Source organism: Pseudomonas sp. Teo4 (assembly GCF_034387475.1).
Taxonomy (GTDB): Bacteria; Pseudomonadota; Gammaproteobacteria; order Pseudomonadales; family Pseudomonadaceae; genus Aquipseudomonas.
The window spans coordinates 1511113-1529848 of record NZ_JAXCIL010000002.1 but is presented as its reverse complement, the minus strand read 5'-3'; the positions used below and the strand labels follow the sequence as shown (position 1 = coordinate 1529848).

Genomic DNA, 18736 nt, shown 5'->3' with positions numbered 1-18736 from the left:
GACGCTGCTTGTCTTCTGCACAGAGCCCACACGCCGAGCTGGTTGGAGCACTCTACCGTGACCATCGCGGCTGGCTGCTTGCCTGGCTGCAACGCAGCATGGCCTGCCGCCAACGTGCCGAAGACCTGAGCCAGGATACTTTCGTGCGCCTGCTCGGCCGCGAACAGCTCGATACCCCTCGCGAACCCCGCGCGTTTCTCGCGGCCATTGCCAAAGGGTTGATGTTCGACCATTTCCGTCGCTCGGCGCTGGAACAGGCCTACCTGGCCGAACTGGCATTGGTGCCGGAAGCGGAACAACCTTCGCCTGAAGTCCAACTGCTGATACTGGAAGACCTCAAGGCCATCGACCGCTTGCTGGGCAAGCTGTCGAGCAAGGCCCGCGCTGCGTTTCTGCACAACCGCCTGGACGGCATGGGCCATGCTGAAATCGCCGAGCGCCTCGGGGTGTCGGTGTCGCGTGTGCGCCAGTACATCGCCCAAGGCATGCGCCAGTGCTACGTGGCGCTCTGGGGAGCCAACGTGAACAGCTCACCGGTTTCGGCCCGTGTTCTGGACGCTGCCATCGCCTGGAAACTGAGCCTGGATGACGGCAGCGGCACAGCCGATGAACGCGGCGAATTCATGCGTTGGCACGCAGCCAGTGAAGAACACGCCCGCGCCTGGCAGCAACTGGGCGCACTGGACCAACGGGTCAGCGCCGCCGCTGGCCCTGCGCGCCAGGCGTTGCTGCAATCGCGGGTCGGCCTCAGGCGACGTATCGGCAAGGTCGGCGGCGGGTTGGCCAGCATGTTCCTGCTCGGTTCACTGCTGGCCTGGGCCGCCGCGCCGTCGCTGTCACCGCATTACTGGCTGGCCGACCAGCGCACCGGCACCGGCGAGCTGCGCACCCTGCGCCTTGAAGACGGCACGCTGCTGAGCCTGAACACGCACACCGCAGTGGATATCGACTATGAAGGCGACCAGCGCGTGCTGGTGCTGCATGAGGGCGAAATATCCGTCGAAACCGGCCACAACGACCCCGCCCACTGCTGGTGCGCACCGACGATGGCCGCCTGCGCCCGTTGGGCACGCGCTTCCTGGTACGCCGCGAAACCCGCGGCACGCGCCTGGAGGTGCTGCAGTCCTCGGTCGCGGCGATGCCACAGAACAGCGGTGATGAATACGTCCTCGCTGCAGGCCAGCAAGTGCTGATGAGTGCCAACGGCCTTGGCCAGATCACCCCGGTACCAGCCGGCGCCGACGCCTGGACCCGAGGCATGCTGGTGGTGGACAACGTGCGCCTGGCCGACTTGCTCGCCGAGCTGGGCCAATACCGCAACGGCCATCTGGGCGTGGATGACGAGGTTGCCAACCTGCGCGTGACCGGCAGCTTCCCGCTGAACGATACCGACCTGGCCCTGGCCTCGCTGGTACCGGCCCTGCCAGTGAAGATCGAGCGGCATACACCATGGTGGGTGACCGTCAAAGCCAAGTAAGCCTGCTCCCTCGGAGCCGGCTTACCGGCGATAAACGCCCGGCCAAAAACCTGATCTAAATCATTCTCACTTTTTTCAAACATCCCCTGTCACTTTTCAAATCTCGCTCGGCAAGGAAGCAGTTAGCACTTATTCGTCGAGAGCCGCTGCATGTCCCGTGCTGTTGATCGTTTCCTGCGTCCCAGCTTGATGGCCTGGCCATCGGCCTGGCCGCCCCGTTGGCCAGCCCTGCCCTGTTCGCCGCCGAACAGTCCACCGTGCGTGCTTATGACCTGCCCAGCGCACCGCTGGCACCACCCTCAACCAGATCGCCAGCCAGTCGGGCATTGCCCTGGCCATCGACCCGGCCCTGGTCAACGGCCGTAACTCGGCCCCGGTGAGCGGCCAGTACGATGGCCTTGGCGCCCTGCAAGCAGCCCTGCGCGGTACCGGCCTGCAACTGCAACAAAGCAGCGTCGGCAGCTACAGCCTGGTGGCCACACCGGACGGCAGCCTGGCACTGCCGGAAACGGCCATCAACGCCAACGCCGACTATGAAAGCGCCTGGGGCCGGTGGAAGGTTACACTGCGACCCGCACTGCGGCCGGCACCAAGACCGACACCGCCATCGCCGAGTTGCCCCGTTCGGTCACGGTGATCACCCGCCAGCAGATGGAAGACCGCCCGGTTCTCAACCTCAACGACGCCCTGCGCTACACCGCTGGCGTGCAGAGCAGCGGTTACGGCTCGGATTCGCGCAGCGACTGGCTGCTGGTGCGCGGCTTCGTGCCCACCCAGTTCCTCGATGGCCTGCCCCTGCCCAAGGGCAACTACGCCACACCCAAGATCGAACCATGGAACCTCGAGCGCATCGCCGTACTGCGCGGCCCGGCTTCGTCTGTCAACGGCCAGACCCCACCCGGCGGCCTGCTGGACATGACCTCCCGCCGCCCGGAACTGGAAAGCAGCCACGAAGTGAAGCCCAGGTGGGCAGCAACAACCATCGCCAGATCAATTTCGACAGCACCGGCAAGGTCGATGATGCGGGCCAGTTCCTCTACCGCGTGAGCGGCACCGTGCGTGACAGTGGCGCGCCTGTCGACCACATTCCAGACAAGCGCTACAACATTGCGCCCAGCCTGACCTGGAACATCAACGACGACACCAAGCTGACCTTCATCACCCAGTACACCCGCGACGATACCGGTATCACTGGCCAGTTCCTGCCACTGCAAGGCACCAAACTGGACAGCCCGGCAGGCAAGATCTCACACCACAAGAACCTGGGTGACCCGGACTGGGAATCCTACGACCGCACCTACTACCACCTGGGCTATGCCTTCGAGACCCGTCTGAACGACACCTGGCAGTTCCGCCAGAACCTGCGCTACGCCCGCAACGAACTGGACTTCAAAGGTATCACCGCCGGTGGCTCGATCTGGCCAGCCGGGCCGGACGAGGCGGTCAGTGCCGACGGCACCGTGCAGCGTACTGCCGGTATCGTCGAGGAAGACATCAGCCAGTTCGCCGTGGACAACAACTTCCAGGCCGACTTCCAGACCGGCGCGCTCAGCCACACCGTGCTGCTCGGCCTCGACCACCAGCGTTCCGACAGCAATGCCCGCTGGCGCTGGGCTCGGCCGGCGTACCGCCAAGCAACATCCACAACCCGATCTACGGCCAGGACTTCTCGAACGTTCAGTACTTCGACATGTACGACTACGACCAGAAGACCCAACAAACCGGCCTGTATATCCAGGACCAGATGGCCCTGGACAACTGGCGCCTGACCCTGGGCGGACGCGAGGACTGGGTGCACACCGGCACGACCTTCCACAACAAGGGCGATGCCACCAATACCCAGCGTGACAAGAAGTTCACCAGCAACGCCGCCCTGAGCTATGTCTTCGACAACGGCATCACCCCGTACTTCTCCTATGCCGAGTCGTTCCAGGCCGCAGCCGGTGCCACGGTCAACAGCACCGACGGCTTCAAGCCCACCGAGGGCAAGCAGTATGAACTGGGCATCAAGTATCAGCCCCCAGGCAGCAAGACCCTGCTCAGTGCGGCGGTGTTCGACCTGACCCAGGAAAACATGTCGGTGACCGAAGGCGGCGTGACGCGCCAGGTGGGTGAGGTTCGGGTCAAAGGCCTGGAACTGGAAGCGACCTCCGATGTAACCCGCAACCTCAAGCTGATCGGTTCCTACACCTACAACGACAGCGAGATCGTCAAAGGCAACGACGGCGAGAAAGGCAAGCGCATGGCCCAGGTGCCACGCAACCAGGCAACAGCCTGGGCGGACTACACCTGGCATGACGGCCCGCTCGACGGCTTTGGCGTGGGCATGGGCGTGCGTTATGTGGGCGACACCTATGGCAATACCACCAACACCGACTGGGGCCACGTGGGTTCCTACACCGTCTATGACGCGTCGGTGCACTACGACCTGGGTCGCCTGAACGGCACACTCAAAGGCGTGACCGTGGCGGTGGATGCGAAGAACCTGTTCAACAAGGACTATCTGTCGACCTGTGACGGTTACTACTGCTACTACGGCGACGAGCGCAACGTGGTGGCTAGCGTCAATTACAAGTTCTGAGTCCATGGGGCTGCTATGCAGCCCAATCGCCGCGGTTCGTCGCCACGGCAAGCCGGCTCCTACAGGTCGTGTGGGGAGCTGGCTTGTCGTGGCGACGAACCCGCGATTGGGCCGTGAAACAGCCCCACGGTTTATCAGACAAAACCGGAACCGTGATGAAAAGCCAAACCATCCGCCGCTGGTCGGTCATCCACACCTGGAGCAGCCTGGTCTGCACCCTGTTCCTGCTGCTGCTCGCGCTCACCGGCCTGCCGCTGATCTTCCACCATGAATTGGAACACCTGCTCGGCGACGCCCCCGAACTGCGGGAAATGCCGGCAGACACCCCGCACCTGGACCTGCAACAGCTGGTGCTCAAAGCTGAACAACACCGCCCCGGCGAAGTCATGCAGTACTTCGGCTACGACGAAGACGACCGCAACGGCGTGGTGGCGATCATGGCCGCCACCGCTGGCACCGACCCCAACTCGTCGCACACCTTCATGCTCGACGCCCGCACCGGCGAAGCGGTCGCCATGCCAGCGGCCAATGGCGGCTTCATGCTGACCATGCTGCGCCTGCACGTGGACATGTTCGCCGGCCTCCCGGGCAAACTGCTGCTGGCCTTCATGGGCGTGCTGTTCGTGCTGGCTATCATCTCCGGCACCGTGCTTTATGCACCCTTCATGCGACGCCTGAAATTCGCCACCGTGCGTCAGGACAAGTCGCGGCGCCTGCGCTGGCTGGACCTGCACAACCTGATCGGTATCGTCACCCTCACCTGGGCATTGGTGGTCGGTGTGACCGGGGTGATCAGCGCCCTGTCCGACCTGGTCATCGCCGCTTGGCGCAACGACAGCCTGGCGGCGATGGTCGCGCCCTATCGCGACGCCCCGGCGCTCACCCAACGCGCCCCGGCGACACACCTGCTGACGATCGCCGAACAGGCCGCGCCTGGCATGCGCCCTGATTTCATCGCCTTCCCCGGCACCCGATTCTCCAGCGAGCACCACTACGCAGTATTCATGAAAGGCGCCACGCACCTGACCTCACATCTGCTCACACCCGTACTGATCGATGGGCAGACCCTGCAAGTCACTGCGGTCGGTGACCGCCCCTGGTACATGGACGCCATGGGCTTGTCCCAACCCCTGCACTTCGGTGACTACGGCGGGCGCCCCATGCAAATTCTCTGGGCGGTGCTCGACGTGCTGACCATCATCGTCTTGCTCAGCGGCCTGTACCTCTGGTGGGCCAAGCAGCGCAAATCCAAAGAGGGCGCCCATGAGCCACAAGTCGCAATCGACCCTGCGCATTTTTGCCTGGCCAGCGCTGATTGGCGTGCTTGGTGCCGCCGGCCTATTCGCCGCCCTGCTCGGCGACGGCGCTTGGGACGGGCTGTCCTGGTTGGGCCTGGGCATTCCCGCCGCGCTGGCTATTCGCGGCCTTTGGATGCGCTGAGGTAGCTGGGTAACGCAGGCACACAGCCTGATCGCCGCAGCATGGTCCGCCTTTACTTCAGGAGACGGACCATGACACCGCTGCAGGAATTTCAGAAGCTGGACAGGCAACTGGAGTCTTCTTCCTCCACTCCAGGGCTTGGAACACAGCCTGGACAAACACCTCGCGACCTTGCTTCCCGGTACAACGGTCACCACCCGTACAGTGCACTTTGGCCGCTTCAGTCTGCTGCAATTGATTGGCCTTCACCTCTTCGACGGCGGCACCTTTCGGCTTCCACCCGATACACAGGCCCGCCACGAAGACCATCCACAGCTTGTACTGCCCAACGACTTCGCTGCCCGAATCAATACCTTCTGTGCAACCCTTCGCCAGGACATGCACGCACGGCTGGCTGCCTACTGGCTCGAGCGAGACCCACGGGGGCTGAGCCGGGTCGTGCGGTTGTCCGTTCTGCGACGTGAGCAACTGCTCACCGAGATGCAGCTACGCGGCGCCGATGCAACCCTGTCGCCAGAGCACGTAAGGTTGCTGACTACCTGCATCGAGCACCCCTACCCTTGGCAACGCGCCGAATTGCCCGAAGGCTCCCGACCTCAGCTGTACCGGCCTTTGCTGTCGACAGCCGCCCCAACTGGCGCAGCTACTTGCCGGGATTGCTGGTCGTCATGGAGCAAGGCCCGCAAGGGCGCCTGGTCGACGCGCAAGAACAGGTAGGCAAGGTGCTTCTGTGCAGCCTCGCCCATGGTATCGAAGCCTTCGACAGCCTGGCGGACCTGCATGTGGAGCTGTGCGAACGCCTTGAAGACCCACTACAAAGTGCCCCCTGTTGAACCCGATGGTCAACCCGGACGATCAGCAACGCGCCAGATGTGCAGAACGCCTGCGCTATGACTGGTACCCCGAGGACCTGGCCCTGAGCCAGGCCATGGAGGTTCGCGATGCGCAGATCAAACGCCTGTCGCTGGCCTGGCAGACAGCCTGGAAGCGTGGCGTCCAACGCGACATCGAACAACTCGATGCCGAGCTGGCCAAGGCTTTGGACCTGCGCGCGGAGGTCGGCAGCCAGGGCATCCTTGCGACCCGCTATGGCTTGTTGCTTGAGAAGCATCTGCCGAATTGGCTGCTGTCGACTTCACAACAAGGTGTCGCCCATATCATGCAAGCCATGCAAGAGCAGGTCATGGCCATCGAAGCCGCCGCAGGCCCAGGCATTCTCAGCTTGGGTGATTTCCAGCAGAGGCACTCACTGCTGAGCTGGGTACGCCTGCGCATGGGCGAGTTTCTCCGGCGCGACCCCGGCATCGACGTGGCACCTGAAGCTATTTACGTCAGTGTGACCTTGACTCGCCAGGTCGGCGCCATCGTCAATCCGCTGCCTGGCAGCACATCGGGTTTCGTCCCTGTGAGCAGCCGCCAACAGACCGGTGGGACCATCGAACTGGTCCAGCACACCTACCGGCTCGATGAACTGGCGCTGCTTAACATCGCCTGGTTCGATGTGGATTACTGGCTTACCGCACATGTGCATCTTGAAAACGACACACCGCTTCCAGCCCTGACACCCTTGAGGGTCAAGCAGATCATTCGTCGGCTGAACGCTGGCAGTGGCTACCAGGCCTACCTGCAGACCCAATTGCTTGACTCTCCCCAAGGCCAGTGGCGCCAGCAGGCATATGTTCAACTGCAGCGCACACGCATGAACGCCGAGGCAGTCAAGGCTCGATACGCGGGACATTTTTTCAAGGACCACACGGAGCAAGGGTATAACTGGGCCAACACTGTAATTCAGTGGCCCGACAGTCATTCACGCCCTCACAAAAACGGGCAGCAAGTTATCGTCAGGCAAATGCTGGTGCAGGGACAGACCTTGCAGGGCGTGTTGCTGCTGGTCTCCCCAGAAAACTCGCTGCGTATCGTGGTCTACAGCCCTGATGCACCCGACCGACGCTACTGGCGTGAATACCGTAACCCCAGGAACTGATACGCGCCGTGCGCAGCGATGAAACCCTGCGACGCTACGTGATCCAACGGTTGCCTCTGGGCAATGGCAACGCCCTCGACAAACTGCTGCGAAAGGGCCGGCTTGGCTCCTACATCGAACTACAAACCATCACTGCAAACCTGTATGAAGCTTTACCGAGCCGAGGTCAAAAGCCTGATGGCGCAGGCCAATCTCGTCACACGCAGTGAAGAAGAGCTGCTTGGCGAGTTCTCCGTCAACCTGCTCAGGCTGCTGCTGGACATCGTCACGCTGGTGCTGCCCAAAGTAGGGACTGCGGCGCTGTCCTTTGGCCGTATGGGTATTTCGATATGGGATGGCCTTGATGCGCTCGAACAGGACGACCGCAATGGCGCCCTGCATCATGCAGTGGCAGCGCTTGGCCATGCTGGCGCAGGCATAAACGAAGTCACCGGGTCGGGGCTGATCAGGCGGGTCATGCGTGGGCTGCCCAAGCCACCACCACTGCCGCTGCCCAAGCAATTCGAAGTCACCGCTGAAACAGAAAAGCTGCGCTATCAGCTCGATGCCAGCAGCGGAGAAGCGGTTTACGAGAAAACCTCGGCGAGCCAAGGGCTGTCGCTGTATTACGTGAAGGACAACCTGGGCCGTTACTACAACGTCAGCTTCGATGGAAGCCGCTGGCGCGCCACCGACCCGAATCAGCCCAGCGCCTACCTGAAGCTGCCCATCAGGCGCTGCCAGGATGGGCGCTGGGTCATAGACTCGCCGCTGCGCTGGTATGACGGGCTGCCCGACATCAAACAACTGCTGGACGATTGCCGTCTAACCACACCCTTGCCTGGCACCGCTGTTGAAAACGAGCCTCAGCTATACGAGCACGACACCAGGCTGTACCTGCAATTCAACACCCTACAACTTCCCGTTCGTCGTCATCTGCTGAGCTGCCACTATCACCTGCTAATACCTGAAAACCTGCTGGCTGCCGTGCCTGTCTGGGCCATTCTGCGCCGGCACGACCAGCTATGGCAGATTCGCGTGCGCCAGACCGGCCGCAGCAGCGACTGGCTGGCACTTCCGGACGATTACTCCGACAACCTCGGCAGCAACCTGTCCAGCCGCTGATGCAGGGCACTGCCACTTGGCCAGTTTCTCAACAACCGCGCCCGGTCACGGGCGAAGGCCGGGGCGAAACTGAGCTGGGTGGCGTGCTGGCACATAGCATCGAGGTCGATCAACGACCACTGACCGTTCTGCCAGAACAGGTTGTGCCCCTTGAAATCGCCATGACTGATGCGCTCGCGAATCAGCTGCTGCATCAGGTGCACCAGCGCATCGATCTGTTCCTCCGGGGCATCGCCGTTTTCCACATAAGGGGTGAAACACTCGATCAGGTCCGGCCCATCGGCGTATTCGGTCACCAAATAGGCACGGCTGCGCAGGCCCATGACCCGCTGCTCCAGAACCGCCAATGGGCGTGGCGTGGCGATGTCCAGAAATTCCAGGCGGTGGCCTTCGATCCAGGAGTGCCAGGCCCGGCTGGGGCGCCAGAAGCGCTTGAACCAGTGGGCGGTGTTCTTGATGTTGTAGCGTTTCACCACCAGCGGGCGCCCATTGACCTCCACGCGAGCCACGCTGGCCGCGCCTCCGGTCTTGTACAGGTGCCCCTGGTCGATCAGCGCGTCGGCCTGCTCCAGAACCGGCAACATGGCCTCGGTTTCGCGACGCCGGATCGCCCGCAACCCCGAAAGGCTGCGCTCGACACTAAACAGCGAACATTCTCGACCGGCCTTTTCCAGATAGTCCTTCAAACGCCAGTTACGAACCTTGTCCACCTGCTTCTGCAACGCTTCCATCGGCAATGCGTGTTCGGCATTGGCAAGCAGGTAATGCACCAGCAATTCTTCGATGAACGGCTCCAGACGCTTGGGCAACTGGGCGAAGAACACACCGAGGTTTTCCAGCACACGCGGACGTGAGAGTTGCTGGCCGGGCGTTTCAGCCTTGATGCCGGCGCCGTCGATCAGGTACAGCTTGCCGTCGTGGCGCAGCAGGTTGTCCAGGTGCAGGTCTTCCTGCCACAGGCCCTTGGCGTGCATCTGGGCCACCGCCGTGAGCGCCTCACCCAGCACCAGGTGTTGCTCATCGGCCAGAACCGGCAGCGCTTCAACTTCGGCCCAGGCATCGGCCAGGCTCTCGGCGCCGTCGAGAAACTCGAACAACAGCCAGCCACCCTCGCCTTCCTTGAGGCCATCGGCCAACAGCCCAGGCGTGGTCAGGCCTTGTTCGGCGAGCAGCTTCACCCCTGCCAGCTCACGCTGGAAATGGCGAGCGGCGTTGCCACCGACCAGCAACTTGGCCAGCACCGGCGTGCCACGCCAGATACCGGCGCCCACATAGCGCTGGCCTGGTAACACGCGCAGCAGGCTCAGCAGCTGCAGGTCTGCACTGCCGGCCGCATCAGCCAGGGTCACGGACAGGGCAGCGAAGGCTGCGCCCGGCGTTCTTCAATTCGGACAAACGCATCAGCGGGCCTCTTTATGACGACGGCGTTGCGTCAGACGTTGTAACCAAGTGTCGACCAGTGTGCTGTCCGCCGCCTGGCCCAGGTAGGACGCCAGCAGGTTGCGCACGTCACCTTCGGACCAGGCGCGGGCACGGCGCAGCAAGGGCTCCAGGTCCTTGAGCCGATCACGCATGCCGAACAGCAGTGGCCGGGTCTTTTCCAGGTCGATCAATTGCGCGTCCCAGCCCTCACGGCGCTGACGCAGGAAAATGTGCTTGGGGTAGAAGCAGCCATGCACCTGGCCGGCACTGTGCAGCGTGCGGGCCAGCTCACCACAGGCCTGGAGAATGCCCTTGCGTTCAGGCTCGCCCAGTTGCGACCAGCGGGCCAACAGGCTGTCCAGGTCGCTCCAGTCGTCCAGTGCACGGGTCATGAGAATCGCCCGGTGCTGGCCGGCCTGCTTGCGCTCACCATAGAACACAGCCTGCAAAGCCGGTATGCGCAGCTTCTGGTAGCGGCTGATGTTACGGAACTCGCGGGCGAAGGTCGGCTCGCCGAATGGCCTGTGCAGGGTACGCGTCAGGTAGTCGCTCTGGCGTTTGAGGTAGTAGCCCTTGCCTTCAAGTTCCAGGCGAAACACGCTGCTCCAGCCGCCGCGCCCGGTATTGGGCTCGTCCACGGCGTCGAGCTGCAATGCCCACAGCGCCTCGAAATCATTCAGGCCATGACGTTGCAGCAGCGCAAGGTCCGCGCTGGCCAGGTAATCGGTCATTCCCTTCCTCGAAAAAGCTCAACACCTGGCGAATGCGCCGCTTGTCGCGCAGGTTCAGACGCTGGCGCCCACGGTATTGCAGGTAGAAGCGCAGGCGCTGGGTGGCGGACAGGTGATACTTGGCGACCTTGTCCAGGCACGCCAGGTCCTTGATCAGCCGGTGACGCCACATGAACCCGCGCCAGAAGTCGCCGGTCGGGCAGTCGATGAAGAATAGCGTGCCCTGGTCATCGACCAGCAGGTTGCGCCACTTCAGGTCGTTATGGGCGAAGCGGTGCTCATGCATGATTCGCGTGTGTCGCGCCAACTGGCGGCTGACATGGTCCACCCATACAGGGTCGGACAACCGCGGATCCTTGCGCTTGGCCAGTTCCGAGAGGTCTTCGGTACGCGGCAGCTCGCGGGTGACCATCGCCCCACGGCCAAAAGCCAGGCCTTTGCGCTCAAGGCCCAGGCGACCACTTCGGCTGTGGGAATGCCCCACTTGGCGAACTGCTTGAGGTTCTGCCATTCCGCCTTGATACGTGGCCGGCCCAGGTAGCGACGCATGTGCTTGCCAGCGCCGGTATAGCGTTTGACGTAGTAATTGACCCCATCGCGCTCGATGCGGATGACTTCGCTGAGCGGGTCGCGGGTCAGCCGCTCGCCCTGCAGGGCGAACACTGCATCGAGGCTGCCAAAATCCGCCACCAGGTGTTCGTAGCCTGGCGCCAGTGTCCAACCCGCCATCAGAGTGCATCCCCATAGCGTTGCTTGCGATCGTAGAGTTTCTGCGCCTTGCGCTCGAGCCAGGCGAGCAGCGCAGCTTCATCGGCCAACACCTGGCGCAGCGGGCGCTGGAAGTAGCCGCGCAAAAGCGCAGCTTGTCGCGCCGGGTCAGGCCGATATCCAGTGCCGAGAAGTACAACGCAGCCAGGTCCTTGTCGCGCCAGCGCCGACTGATTTTCGCCCGGGTCTGCGCACGATGCAGGTCGATGACCGACAGTTTGAAGTCATCGGGCGTCACCGGACGGTCAGTGTGCAACAGGAAGTGGCAAATGTAGCAGTCGCGGTGATTCACCCCAGCGCGGTGCATGCCGCCAGTCATCTTCGCCACCTCGGCGATCAGCGCACGCTTCAGACGCGGCTCAGGCGGCTGTTTGACCCAGTCGATACTGAAGTCTTCCAGGCTGATGGTCGGTGCCAGCTCTTCGGTGACGATGAACGAATGCTGCGCGGCCGGGTTGCTGCCACGCTCGCCGTAGGCGACCGCGGTCATGGTCGGCACACCGGCCTCATGCAACCGCTGGATCGCCTGCCATTCCTGGCCGGCGCCCAGCACGGGCAGCTTGGCGGTCAGCAGGTTCTTGAAGATCTCACCCCAGCCGATGCCGCGGTGGATCTTGACGAAGAAGCCTTCGCCATCGACCTCGGTACGCAACGTGCGGCGGCCTTCAAGCTCGCGGTACACCTCGCCTTGCAACGCTTCGACGGCCTCGAAGGCGTCACGCCCGGCCCACAGGCGCTTGAAAGGTTCGGCCAGTATCAGCTTCATGCGGTCTTCTGCCCCAGGATCACATCAGCGGCATGCTGCGGCATGCTGTAGAGGTCGGCGGTTTCGGCGAAGGCCAGGCCATTGCGCGACCAGTCGGCACGGGCCTGGGGTTCTTCCAACATGCGTTGCAGGTAGCGGTTGAGCTGCTCCTGCTCGAACGGTTCGTCCAGCACCAGGCCACTGTCGGCCTCGGCGATGTAATGGGCATAGCCGCACACCTGCGAGACCAGCACCGGCAAGCCGGCTACCAGGGCTTCGAGCAGCACGGTGCCGGTGTTCTCGTTGTACGCCGGATGAATCAGCAGGTCGGCGCCCAGCAGGAAGCGCGGGATATCGCTGCGCCCCTTGAGGAACTGCACCTGCTCGCCAAGGCCAAGCGCGGCGCTCTGCAACTGGAACACCTTCGGGTCGTCCTGGCCGATGACCATCAACCGCGTGCGCTTGCGCAACGCCGACGGCAGCGCGGCCAGGGCCTTGAGGCTACGGTCCACGCCCTTGGTCTTGAAGCCGGAGCCGATCTGCACCAGCAACAGGTCGTCATCGCCCAGGTCGAACTCCTTGCGGAACTCGGCGCGGATTTCGGCAGCATTGGCCGGTGCCCGGCGGTCCTGGGAATACCCGGCGGCAGCAGGTGGAAGCGCTCCAGCGGCGTGCCGTAATGCTTGATGAACAGCGGCTGCTGAACCTCCGAGATCATCAGCACCTCGGTATGGGCGTCCTTGGCGAACACTGCTCGCTCGTATTCGGCGAAGTGCCGGTAGCGGCCCCAGCGCCGGTACAGGCCACCACGCAGCGTCTGCGCCTTGTCTTCGAAGCAGCCGTCGGCGGCGTAGTAAACGTCCAGCCCCGGCATCTTGTTGAAGCCGATCAGGCGGTCGACCGGGCGCTTGGCCAGGTCGGCAGCCATCCAGGCACTGAGCTTCTCGTTGCGGCGGTGGTTGAACAGCGCCTTGACCGGCGCCACCAGCACCTCGAAGCCAGGCGGAATATCACCCTCCCAGATCAACGTGTAGACACGGATCTGGTGGCCCCGCTTCTGGCATTCCAGGGCAATGCGCATGAAGTCGCGCTGCAGCCCGCCGAAGGGGAAATACTTGTAAAGCACAAAAGCCAGTTGCATCAACGGACATCCTCAGCCAGCAGCAACGCGCTCAAGCGGCTCGCCACATGCTCGGGATTCAGGCGAGTGAAGCACAGCGGCCACTCGCGTTTGGGGTCGAACCGGCGCAGGTCCTCGGCGCTCGGTTTGTAGGTGCACTTCTTCTGCAGGCAAGGCGCGCAGGGGAAGTTGCTGGCCTGGTGAACCTGGGCCCGACCATAGGCCCCGGTGAGGCCGGGTTGGTCGGGCCGAACAGCGAAATGGTCGGCACATCCAGTGCAGCGGCCAGGTGGCCCAGGCCGGTATCCACCGCCACGCAGGCCTTGGCGGCCGCCAATACTCGGGCGACACCGGCCAGGTTCAACTTGGGCAGCACCTGGCAGTTTTTCAAGCCTTGGGCGATACGCTCGGCGCGCGCCTTCTCCGCTGGGTTGCCCCAGGGCAGGCGAACTTGCAGGTTGCGCTGACCCATGCGTTCGGCCAGTTCGCGCCAGTAAGCCTCTGGCCAGTGCTTGGTGGCCCAGGTGGTGCCATGCAGGAACACCACGTAGGGTGCGGCCGGCGGCAGTTGCAGGCGGTCGAGGTCCAGGCCGTATTGGCCAAGGCCTTCCGGCAGGTCGTAGGCCAAGGCCATGGCGAACAGTTGGCGCACGCGCTCGACGGCGTGCTGGCCGACCGCAACCGACAGGCGTCGGTCATAGAAACGGCTGGCCCAGCCCTCACGGGCCGAGTAGCGGTCAAGCCCCGCGACCGGCGCCTTGACGTAACGCGTCAGCCAAGCCGACTTGACCAAGCCCTGGGCATCGATCACCAGGTCGTACTTGCGCTCGCGAACGCGTTGCTTGAACGCTTTCCACTCGCCGCTCTTGATGGTCTGCCAAAGGTTCTTGCGCCAGCGCCGAATCGCCACCGGAATCACCTGGTCGACCGCCGGGTGCCAACTGGGGATTTCGGCGAAACCTTCTTCCACCACCCAGTCGAAACGGATGCCCGGGATCGCGTGGGCGGCATCGGTAAGTGCCGGCAGGGTGTGAATCACATCCCCCAGCGACGACGTTTTGATGATCAGTACCCGCACTTAGTCGACCTCGGCCAGCACATCGATGATGTTCGGCCCACCCAGGCGCGTGAGTGCGGCAATGACCTTTTCCGGCTCCAGCAGGCGCAGGCAGTTGTAATGACCGAAGCGGCACGTGCGTTCGAAGCATGGGCTGCACTCGATGCCGGTACGCACCACTTCGACGTGCTCGGCCAACGGCGGGGTAAAGCCCGGCGAAGTTGAGCCATACACGGCAACCAGCGGACGGTTCAGCGCCGCAGCCACGTGCATCAGGCCCGAATCGTTGGACACCACCGCATCCGAGCAGGACATCAGATCGATGGCTTCGGCCAGGAGGTTTCGCCAGCCAGGTTGTACGACTCTTCACGGAAACCCGGAATCAGGCGGTCGCGAATCTGCTCGCCCACCGGGTGATCGTTCTTCGAGCCGAACAGCCACACCTGCCAACCCTGGCGGATCATCGCGTCCGCCACTTCGGCGTAATGCTCGGCCGGCCAGCGCTTGGCCTCGCCGAACTCGGCACCCGGGCACAGCGCCAGCACCGGGCGGTCCAGCTCCAGGCCGAACTTGGCCAGGGCGGCTTCGCGGCTGGATGCTTCGATCTGCAGGCTCGGCCGTGGGTAAGGCTGCGGCAGCTCGGCATCGGGCGCATAGGCCAGGGCCATGAAGCGCTCGATCATCAGCGGGTAGCGGGCCTTGTCCAGCTTGCGCACATCGTTGAGCAGGCCGAAACGCATTTCGCCGCGCCAACCGGTGCGTTTGGGGATACCTGCGAAGAACGGCACCAGCGCCGACTTCAGCGAGTTCGGCAGCAGGATCGCCTGGTCGTACTGGCCAGCCAAAGACTTGCCGATACGCCGCCGCGTGGCCAACTCCAGGGCACCGTGGCCGAGCGGGAAGCTCAAGGCCTGGCGCACTTCGGGCATGCGTTCGAGGATCGGCCGGCTCCACTCGGGCGCCAGCACGTCGATCACGCAGTCGGGGTGCTGCTGTTTCAGGCACTGGAACAGAGTCTGCGCCATCACCATGTCGCCGACCCAGCTGGGGCCAATGATCAGTATTCTCATGCTTAGTCCAGAAACGCTCGGGGAGGCTGCAGACTGCGGTACAGCCTGGCCTCCTCTTTATATTCAGGCTATGTGGCGGACAGTGTACCACTCAGGGTCTGATGCTGTTCATCAGGGCCCATTCGCGGGTAAACCCGCTCCCACAGGCACAGTGTTACACCTGTGGGAGCGGGGTTTACCCGCGAATGGGCCACCGAGGTATCAGCTCAACCCCAACTGCGCCCAGATCCGCCGCACTTCGCGGCGTTCATCAGCAAACTGCGCCGCATCGATCACCCCGGCCTGCTTCTGCAAGGCCTGGCGGTGCGAGGCCGAGCGGAACGCCTTGTACACCTCACGCAACAGCACCGCATCGCTGGCCGGCATCAAATTCGCCTGTTCCAGCTCTTCCAGAATGCGGATGTTATCGGTCCATCGCAGTATGGCCGGATGGTCGTGGACCAGGCCAAAGCGGCGTATTGCACCATAAATTCGATATCGACGATACCGCCGGCATCCTGCTTGATATCGAATGGAACGCCTGCATCAAAGGCATTGGCCGCAGTGCCCGCGACAGTGGCCTTGGTGCCGAGGTTATCGCGCATCTTGGCGCGCATTTCGCTGACTTCGGTGCGCAGTTTGTCCAAGTCTCGGGCTTGGCCGAGCACCTTGGCGCGCACACCTTCGAACGCCGCCGCCACCTGCTTGCAGCCCACCAGCACGCGTGCGCGCACCAGGGCTTGGTGCTCCCAGGTCCAGGCCTCGTTCTGCTGGTAGCGCTCGAACGCCCCCAGCGAACTGACCAGCAACCCCGAGGCGCCGGACGGGCGCAGGCGCATGTCGACGTCGTAGAGCTGGCCAGAGTTGGTCTGGGTGGTCAGCAGGTGGATGATCCGCTGGCCCAGCCGGGTGAAGAACTGAGCACTGTCGATGGGTTTGGCGCCATCGGTTTCGGCCTGGGGGTCGCCGTCATGGATGAACACCAAGTCCAGGTCCGAACCATGGCCCAGCTCCAGGCCACCGACCTTGCCGTAGCCAATGATGATGAAGCCCGGGTCGCACAGGCTGCCGTCGCTGCGCTTGGGCTGACCATGACGCGACACGGTCTGGCGCCAGGCCAGGGCCAGCACCTGGTCGAGAATGGCCTCGGCCAGCCAGGTCAGGTAGTCGCTGACTTTCATCAAGGGCAGGTTACCGCTGATTTCGGAGGCAGCCACGCGCAGGCTGTGGGCAAGCTTGAAGTGACGCAGCGCTTCCATCTGCTGTTCCAGGTCGTCCTCAGGGATGCGAGTCAGCCGTTCGCGCAACTCACTGGCCAGTTCGGGAGCCAGCGGCGGGCTGAACAGGCGCCCTTCATTGAGCAACTCATCAAGCAACAACGGGTAGCGGGCGATCTGCTCGGCGATCCAGGGGCTGGCCGCGCACAACGTCAGCAGCCGGCGCAAGGCACCCGGGTTTTCGGTCAGCAGCACCAGGTAGGCCGAACGCCGGGCCACGGCCTCGACCAGCGGCAATACACGCTCAAGCACCAGGTCGGGGTTGTCGTGCTCCACCGTCTGCGCCAGCAGGCGCGGTACGAACGCATCCAGGCGCTCACGGCCGATGCGCTGCATCGAGCGCAACTGGGGCTGGCACGCAGGCCGGACAGGCGGCGCAGCGCCTCGGCGGGCTGCTTGAAACCGGCCTCTTCCAGCTGTCGGCTGGCGGCCTCTTCATCCAGGGCTTGCTCCCACAGCGGCAACCATTCGCCACCAACCACCAGCTCGCCTTCGCCCTCTTCGTCGTCCGGGTCGGCGATGACCTGACGGAAGTGCCAGTCGACCCGACCGCGCCAGTACATGAGCTGGTCGTGGAAGCTCTGCCAGTCGGCAAAGCCAAGGATGTACGCCACCCGCTCACGGTCGGTTTCACTGTCTGGCAGCATCTGGGTCTGGCGGTCGGCAATGGCCTGGATGGCGTGTTCGGTGTAACGCAGGAATTCATAGCCTTCACGCAACTCTGCGACTACCGCCGGCGGCAGGTAGCCTTGGCCTTCGAGGGTTGCCAGCACCTTGAGCAGCGGCCGCTGCTGCAGGCTCAGGTCACGTCCGCCGTGAATCAGCTGGAAGGCCTGGGCAATGAACTCCACCTCGCGGATGCCGCCGGCACCGAGCTTGATGTTGTCGGCCATGCCCTTGCGCCGCACCTCCTGCTGAATCAGTTGCTTCATGGTGTGCCGCAGCGCTTCGATCGCCGAGAAGTCCAGGTAACGGCGGTAAACGAACGGTCGCAGCATCTCCTGCAACTGGGCGCCAGCCTGCTGGTCACCCGCCACCACGCGGGCCTTGATCATGGCGTAGCGTTCCCAGTCGCGCCCCTGGTCCTGGTAGTACTGCTCCAGCGCGTTGAAGCTCAAGACCAGCGCGCCCGCCGAACCATAAGGACGCAGGCGCATGTCGACGCGGAACACGAACCCATCGACGGTCACCGGGTCCAGAGCCTTGATCAGGCGCTGGCCCAGGCGGGTGAAGAATTCCTGGTTGTCCAGCGAGCGCTTGACCCCTTCGGTCTCGCCGCCTTCGGGGAAGGCGAAGATCAGGTCGATGTCCGACGAAAGGTTCAGCTCCACCGCCCCCAGCTTGCCCATGCCCAACACGACCATGTGTTGCGGCTGGCCGCTGCGGTTGCCGATGGGCGTGCCGAACTGCTGGCAATGGCGCGGGTACAGCCATTGATAGGCTTGGTCGATAGCGGCATCGGCCAGGTCGGACAAATCGCGGCAGGTCTCGCCCAGCTCGGCCTGGCGGGTAATGTCACGCCAGATGATGCGCAGTTGCTGGCGGTTGCGCTCGCGACGCAGGTTGCGCGCCAGCTCGTCCTCGCTCTGCGCCACCTGAGCGGCGGAGGCGATGTGCGCGCACAGCTCGCCCGGGGCATAGCGGCGGTCGAGCTCGCCGCTGGCGACCAGTTCGAACAGCATGACCGGTTCGCGCTGGGCCAGGCCCAGGACAAAGTCGCTGGCCGCAGCCACCTGGTCGAACTGTTGCCGATGGGTCGGGCTCAGGCCTGCAGGTCCAGCCCAGGGTGACCGGCGATGGCATCGAGCAGGAACTGCTGGTTGCGAGCGACCAGCGGTTGCAGGGTAGCGGGCAGATCGAGCGGCAAAGGCAGGCGCATGGACTATCCTTGATCGGCGAGAAAGTGAGGGGTAGATGCGGTCAAGGGGAAGCCGGACCACGGTTGGACTGTCATACAAAAGTTGGAAATAGCTGAAAAAAA

Annotated in this window: 5 protein-coding genes and 11 pseudogenes; 7 read left to right on the top strand and 9 right to left on the bottom strand. The window is 63.5% G+C overall.

Translation table 11 applies throughout. The features are described 5' to 3' along the window. Window positions 1–8: 8 nt before the first annotated feature. The 4 pseudogenes from PspTeo4_RS23295 to PspTeo4_RS23280 all read left to right on the top strand — a co-directional run. Window positions 9–515, top strand: a pseudogene (locus PspTeo4_RS23295) (RNA polymerase sigma factor); the annotation flags it as partial. 6 nt (window positions 516–521) lie between these two features. Then, a pseudogene (locus tag PspTeo4_RS23290) lies at window positions 522–1477 on the top strand (FecR domain-containing protein). A gap of 150 nt (window positions 1478–1627) precedes the next feature. Further along, window positions 1628–4058, top strand: a pseudogene (locus tag PspTeo4_RS23285) (TonB-dependent siderophore receptor). Between the two features lie 155 nt (window positions 4059–4213). After that, a pseudogene (locus PspTeo4_RS23280) lies at window positions 4214–5314 on the top strand (PepSY-associated TM helix domain-containing protein); the annotation flags it as partial. 241 nt (window positions 5315–5555) lie between these two features. On the opposite strand, the gene PspTeo4_RS23275 reads toward PspTeo4_RS23280, so the two are convergent. Continuing rightward, window positions 5556–5882, bottom strand: a complete 327-nt coding sequence (locus PspTeo4_RS23275) for a hypothetical protein (RefSeq protein WP_322366157.1) — start codon at window positions 5880–5882, stop codon at window positions 5556–5558. A 263-nt stretch (window positions 5883–6145) separates the two neighbouring features. Between PspTeo4_RS23275 and PspTeo4_RS23270 the strand changes: the two genes are divergently transcribed. The 3 genes from PspTeo4_RS23270 (at window position 6146) to PspTeo4_RS23260 (ending at window position 8586) form a co-directional block, all read left to right on the top strand. Beyond that, window positions 6146–6331, top strand: a complete 186-nt coding sequence (locus PspTeo4_RS23270) for a hypothetical protein (protein ID WP_322366156.1) — start codon at window positions 6146–6148, stop codon at window positions 6329–6331. Window positions 6332–6336: 5 nt separating this feature from the next. Then, the gene (locus PspTeo4_RS23265; protein WP_322366922.1) at window positions 6337–7482 is read left to right on the top strand and encodes a dermonecrotic toxin domain-containing protein; all 1146 of its coding nucleotides are present in this window, start codon (window positions 6337–6339) and stop codon (window positions 7480–7482) included. Between the two features lie 144 nt (window positions 7483–7626). Beyond that, the gene (locus PspTeo4_RS23260; RefSeq protein ID WP_322366155.1) at window positions 7627–8586 is read left to right on the top strand and encodes a hypothetical protein; all 960 of its coding nucleotides are present in this window, start codon (window positions 7627–7629) and stop codon (window positions 8584–8586) included. Here the strand turns inward: PspTeo4_RS23260 and PspTeo4_RS23255 are convergent. From PspTeo4_RS23255 to glnE, 8 genes and pseudogenes are all read right to left on the bottom strand, one after another. Then, window positions 8547–9987, bottom strand: a pseudogene (locus PspTeo4_RS23255) (lipopolysaccharide kinase InaA family protein). The gene PspTeo4_RS23260 and the pseudogene PspTeo4_RS23255 sit on opposite strands and share 40 nt — an antisense overlap. Beyond that, entirely contained in the window at window positions 9987–10739 is a 753-nt protein-coding gene (locus PspTeo4_RS23250; RefSeq protein ID WP_322366154.1) for a lipopolysaccharide kinase InaA family protein, read from the bottom strand. The pseudogene PspTeo4_RS23255 and the gene PspTeo4_RS23250 overlap by 1 nt, the downstream one beginning before the upstream one ends. Continuing rightward, a pseudogene (locus PspTeo4_RS23245) lies at window positions 10681–11468 on the bottom strand (lipopolysaccharide kinase InaA family protein). The gene PspTeo4_RS23250 and the pseudogene PspTeo4_RS23245 overlap by 59 nt, the downstream one beginning before the upstream one ends. Further along, window positions 11468–12273 (bottom strand): annotated as a pseudogene (rfaP, locus tag PspTeo4_RS23240) (lipopolysaccharide core heptose(I) kinase RfaP). The pseudogenes PspTeo4_RS23245 and rfaP overlap by 1 nt, the downstream one beginning before the upstream one ends. Further along, window positions 12270–13393 (bottom strand): annotated as a pseudogene (locus tag PspTeo4_RS23235) (glycosyltransferase family 4 protein). Before PspTeo4_RS23235 ends, rfaP begins: the two co-directional pseudogenes overlap by 4 nt. Next, a pseudogene (gene waaC, locus PspTeo4_RS23230) lies at window positions 13393–14450 on the bottom strand (lipopolysaccharide heptosyltransferase I). Before waaC ends, PspTeo4_RS23235 begins: the two co-directional pseudogenes overlap by 1 nt. After that, window positions 14451–15499, bottom strand: a pseudogene (waaF, locus tag PspTeo4_RS23225) (lipopolysaccharide heptosyltransferase II). Window positions 15500–15700: 201 nt separating this feature from the next. Beyond that, window positions 15701–18634, bottom strand: a pseudogene (glnE, locus tag PspTeo4_RS23220) (bifunctional [glutamate--ammonia ligase]-adenylyl-L-tyrosine phosphorylase/[glutamate--ammonia-ligase] adenylyltransferase). Between the last annotated feature and the right edge of the window lie 102 nt (window positions 18635–18736).

Bases quoted from the DNA above. Each gene is read 5' to 3' on its own strand.
- PspTeo4_RS23265 (WP_322366922.1), top strand. From the start codon at position 6,337: ATGGTCAACCCGGACGATCAGCAACGCGCCAGATGTGCAGAACGCCTG.
- PspTeo4_RS23260 (WP_322366155.1), top strand. From the start codon at position 7,627: ATGAAGCTTTACCGAGCCGAGGTCAAAAGCCTGATGGCGCAGGCCAAT.
- PspTeo4_RS23250 (WP_322366154.1), bottom strand. From the start codon at position 10,739: ATGACCGATTACCTGGCCAGCGCGGACCTTGCGCTGCTGCAACGTCAT.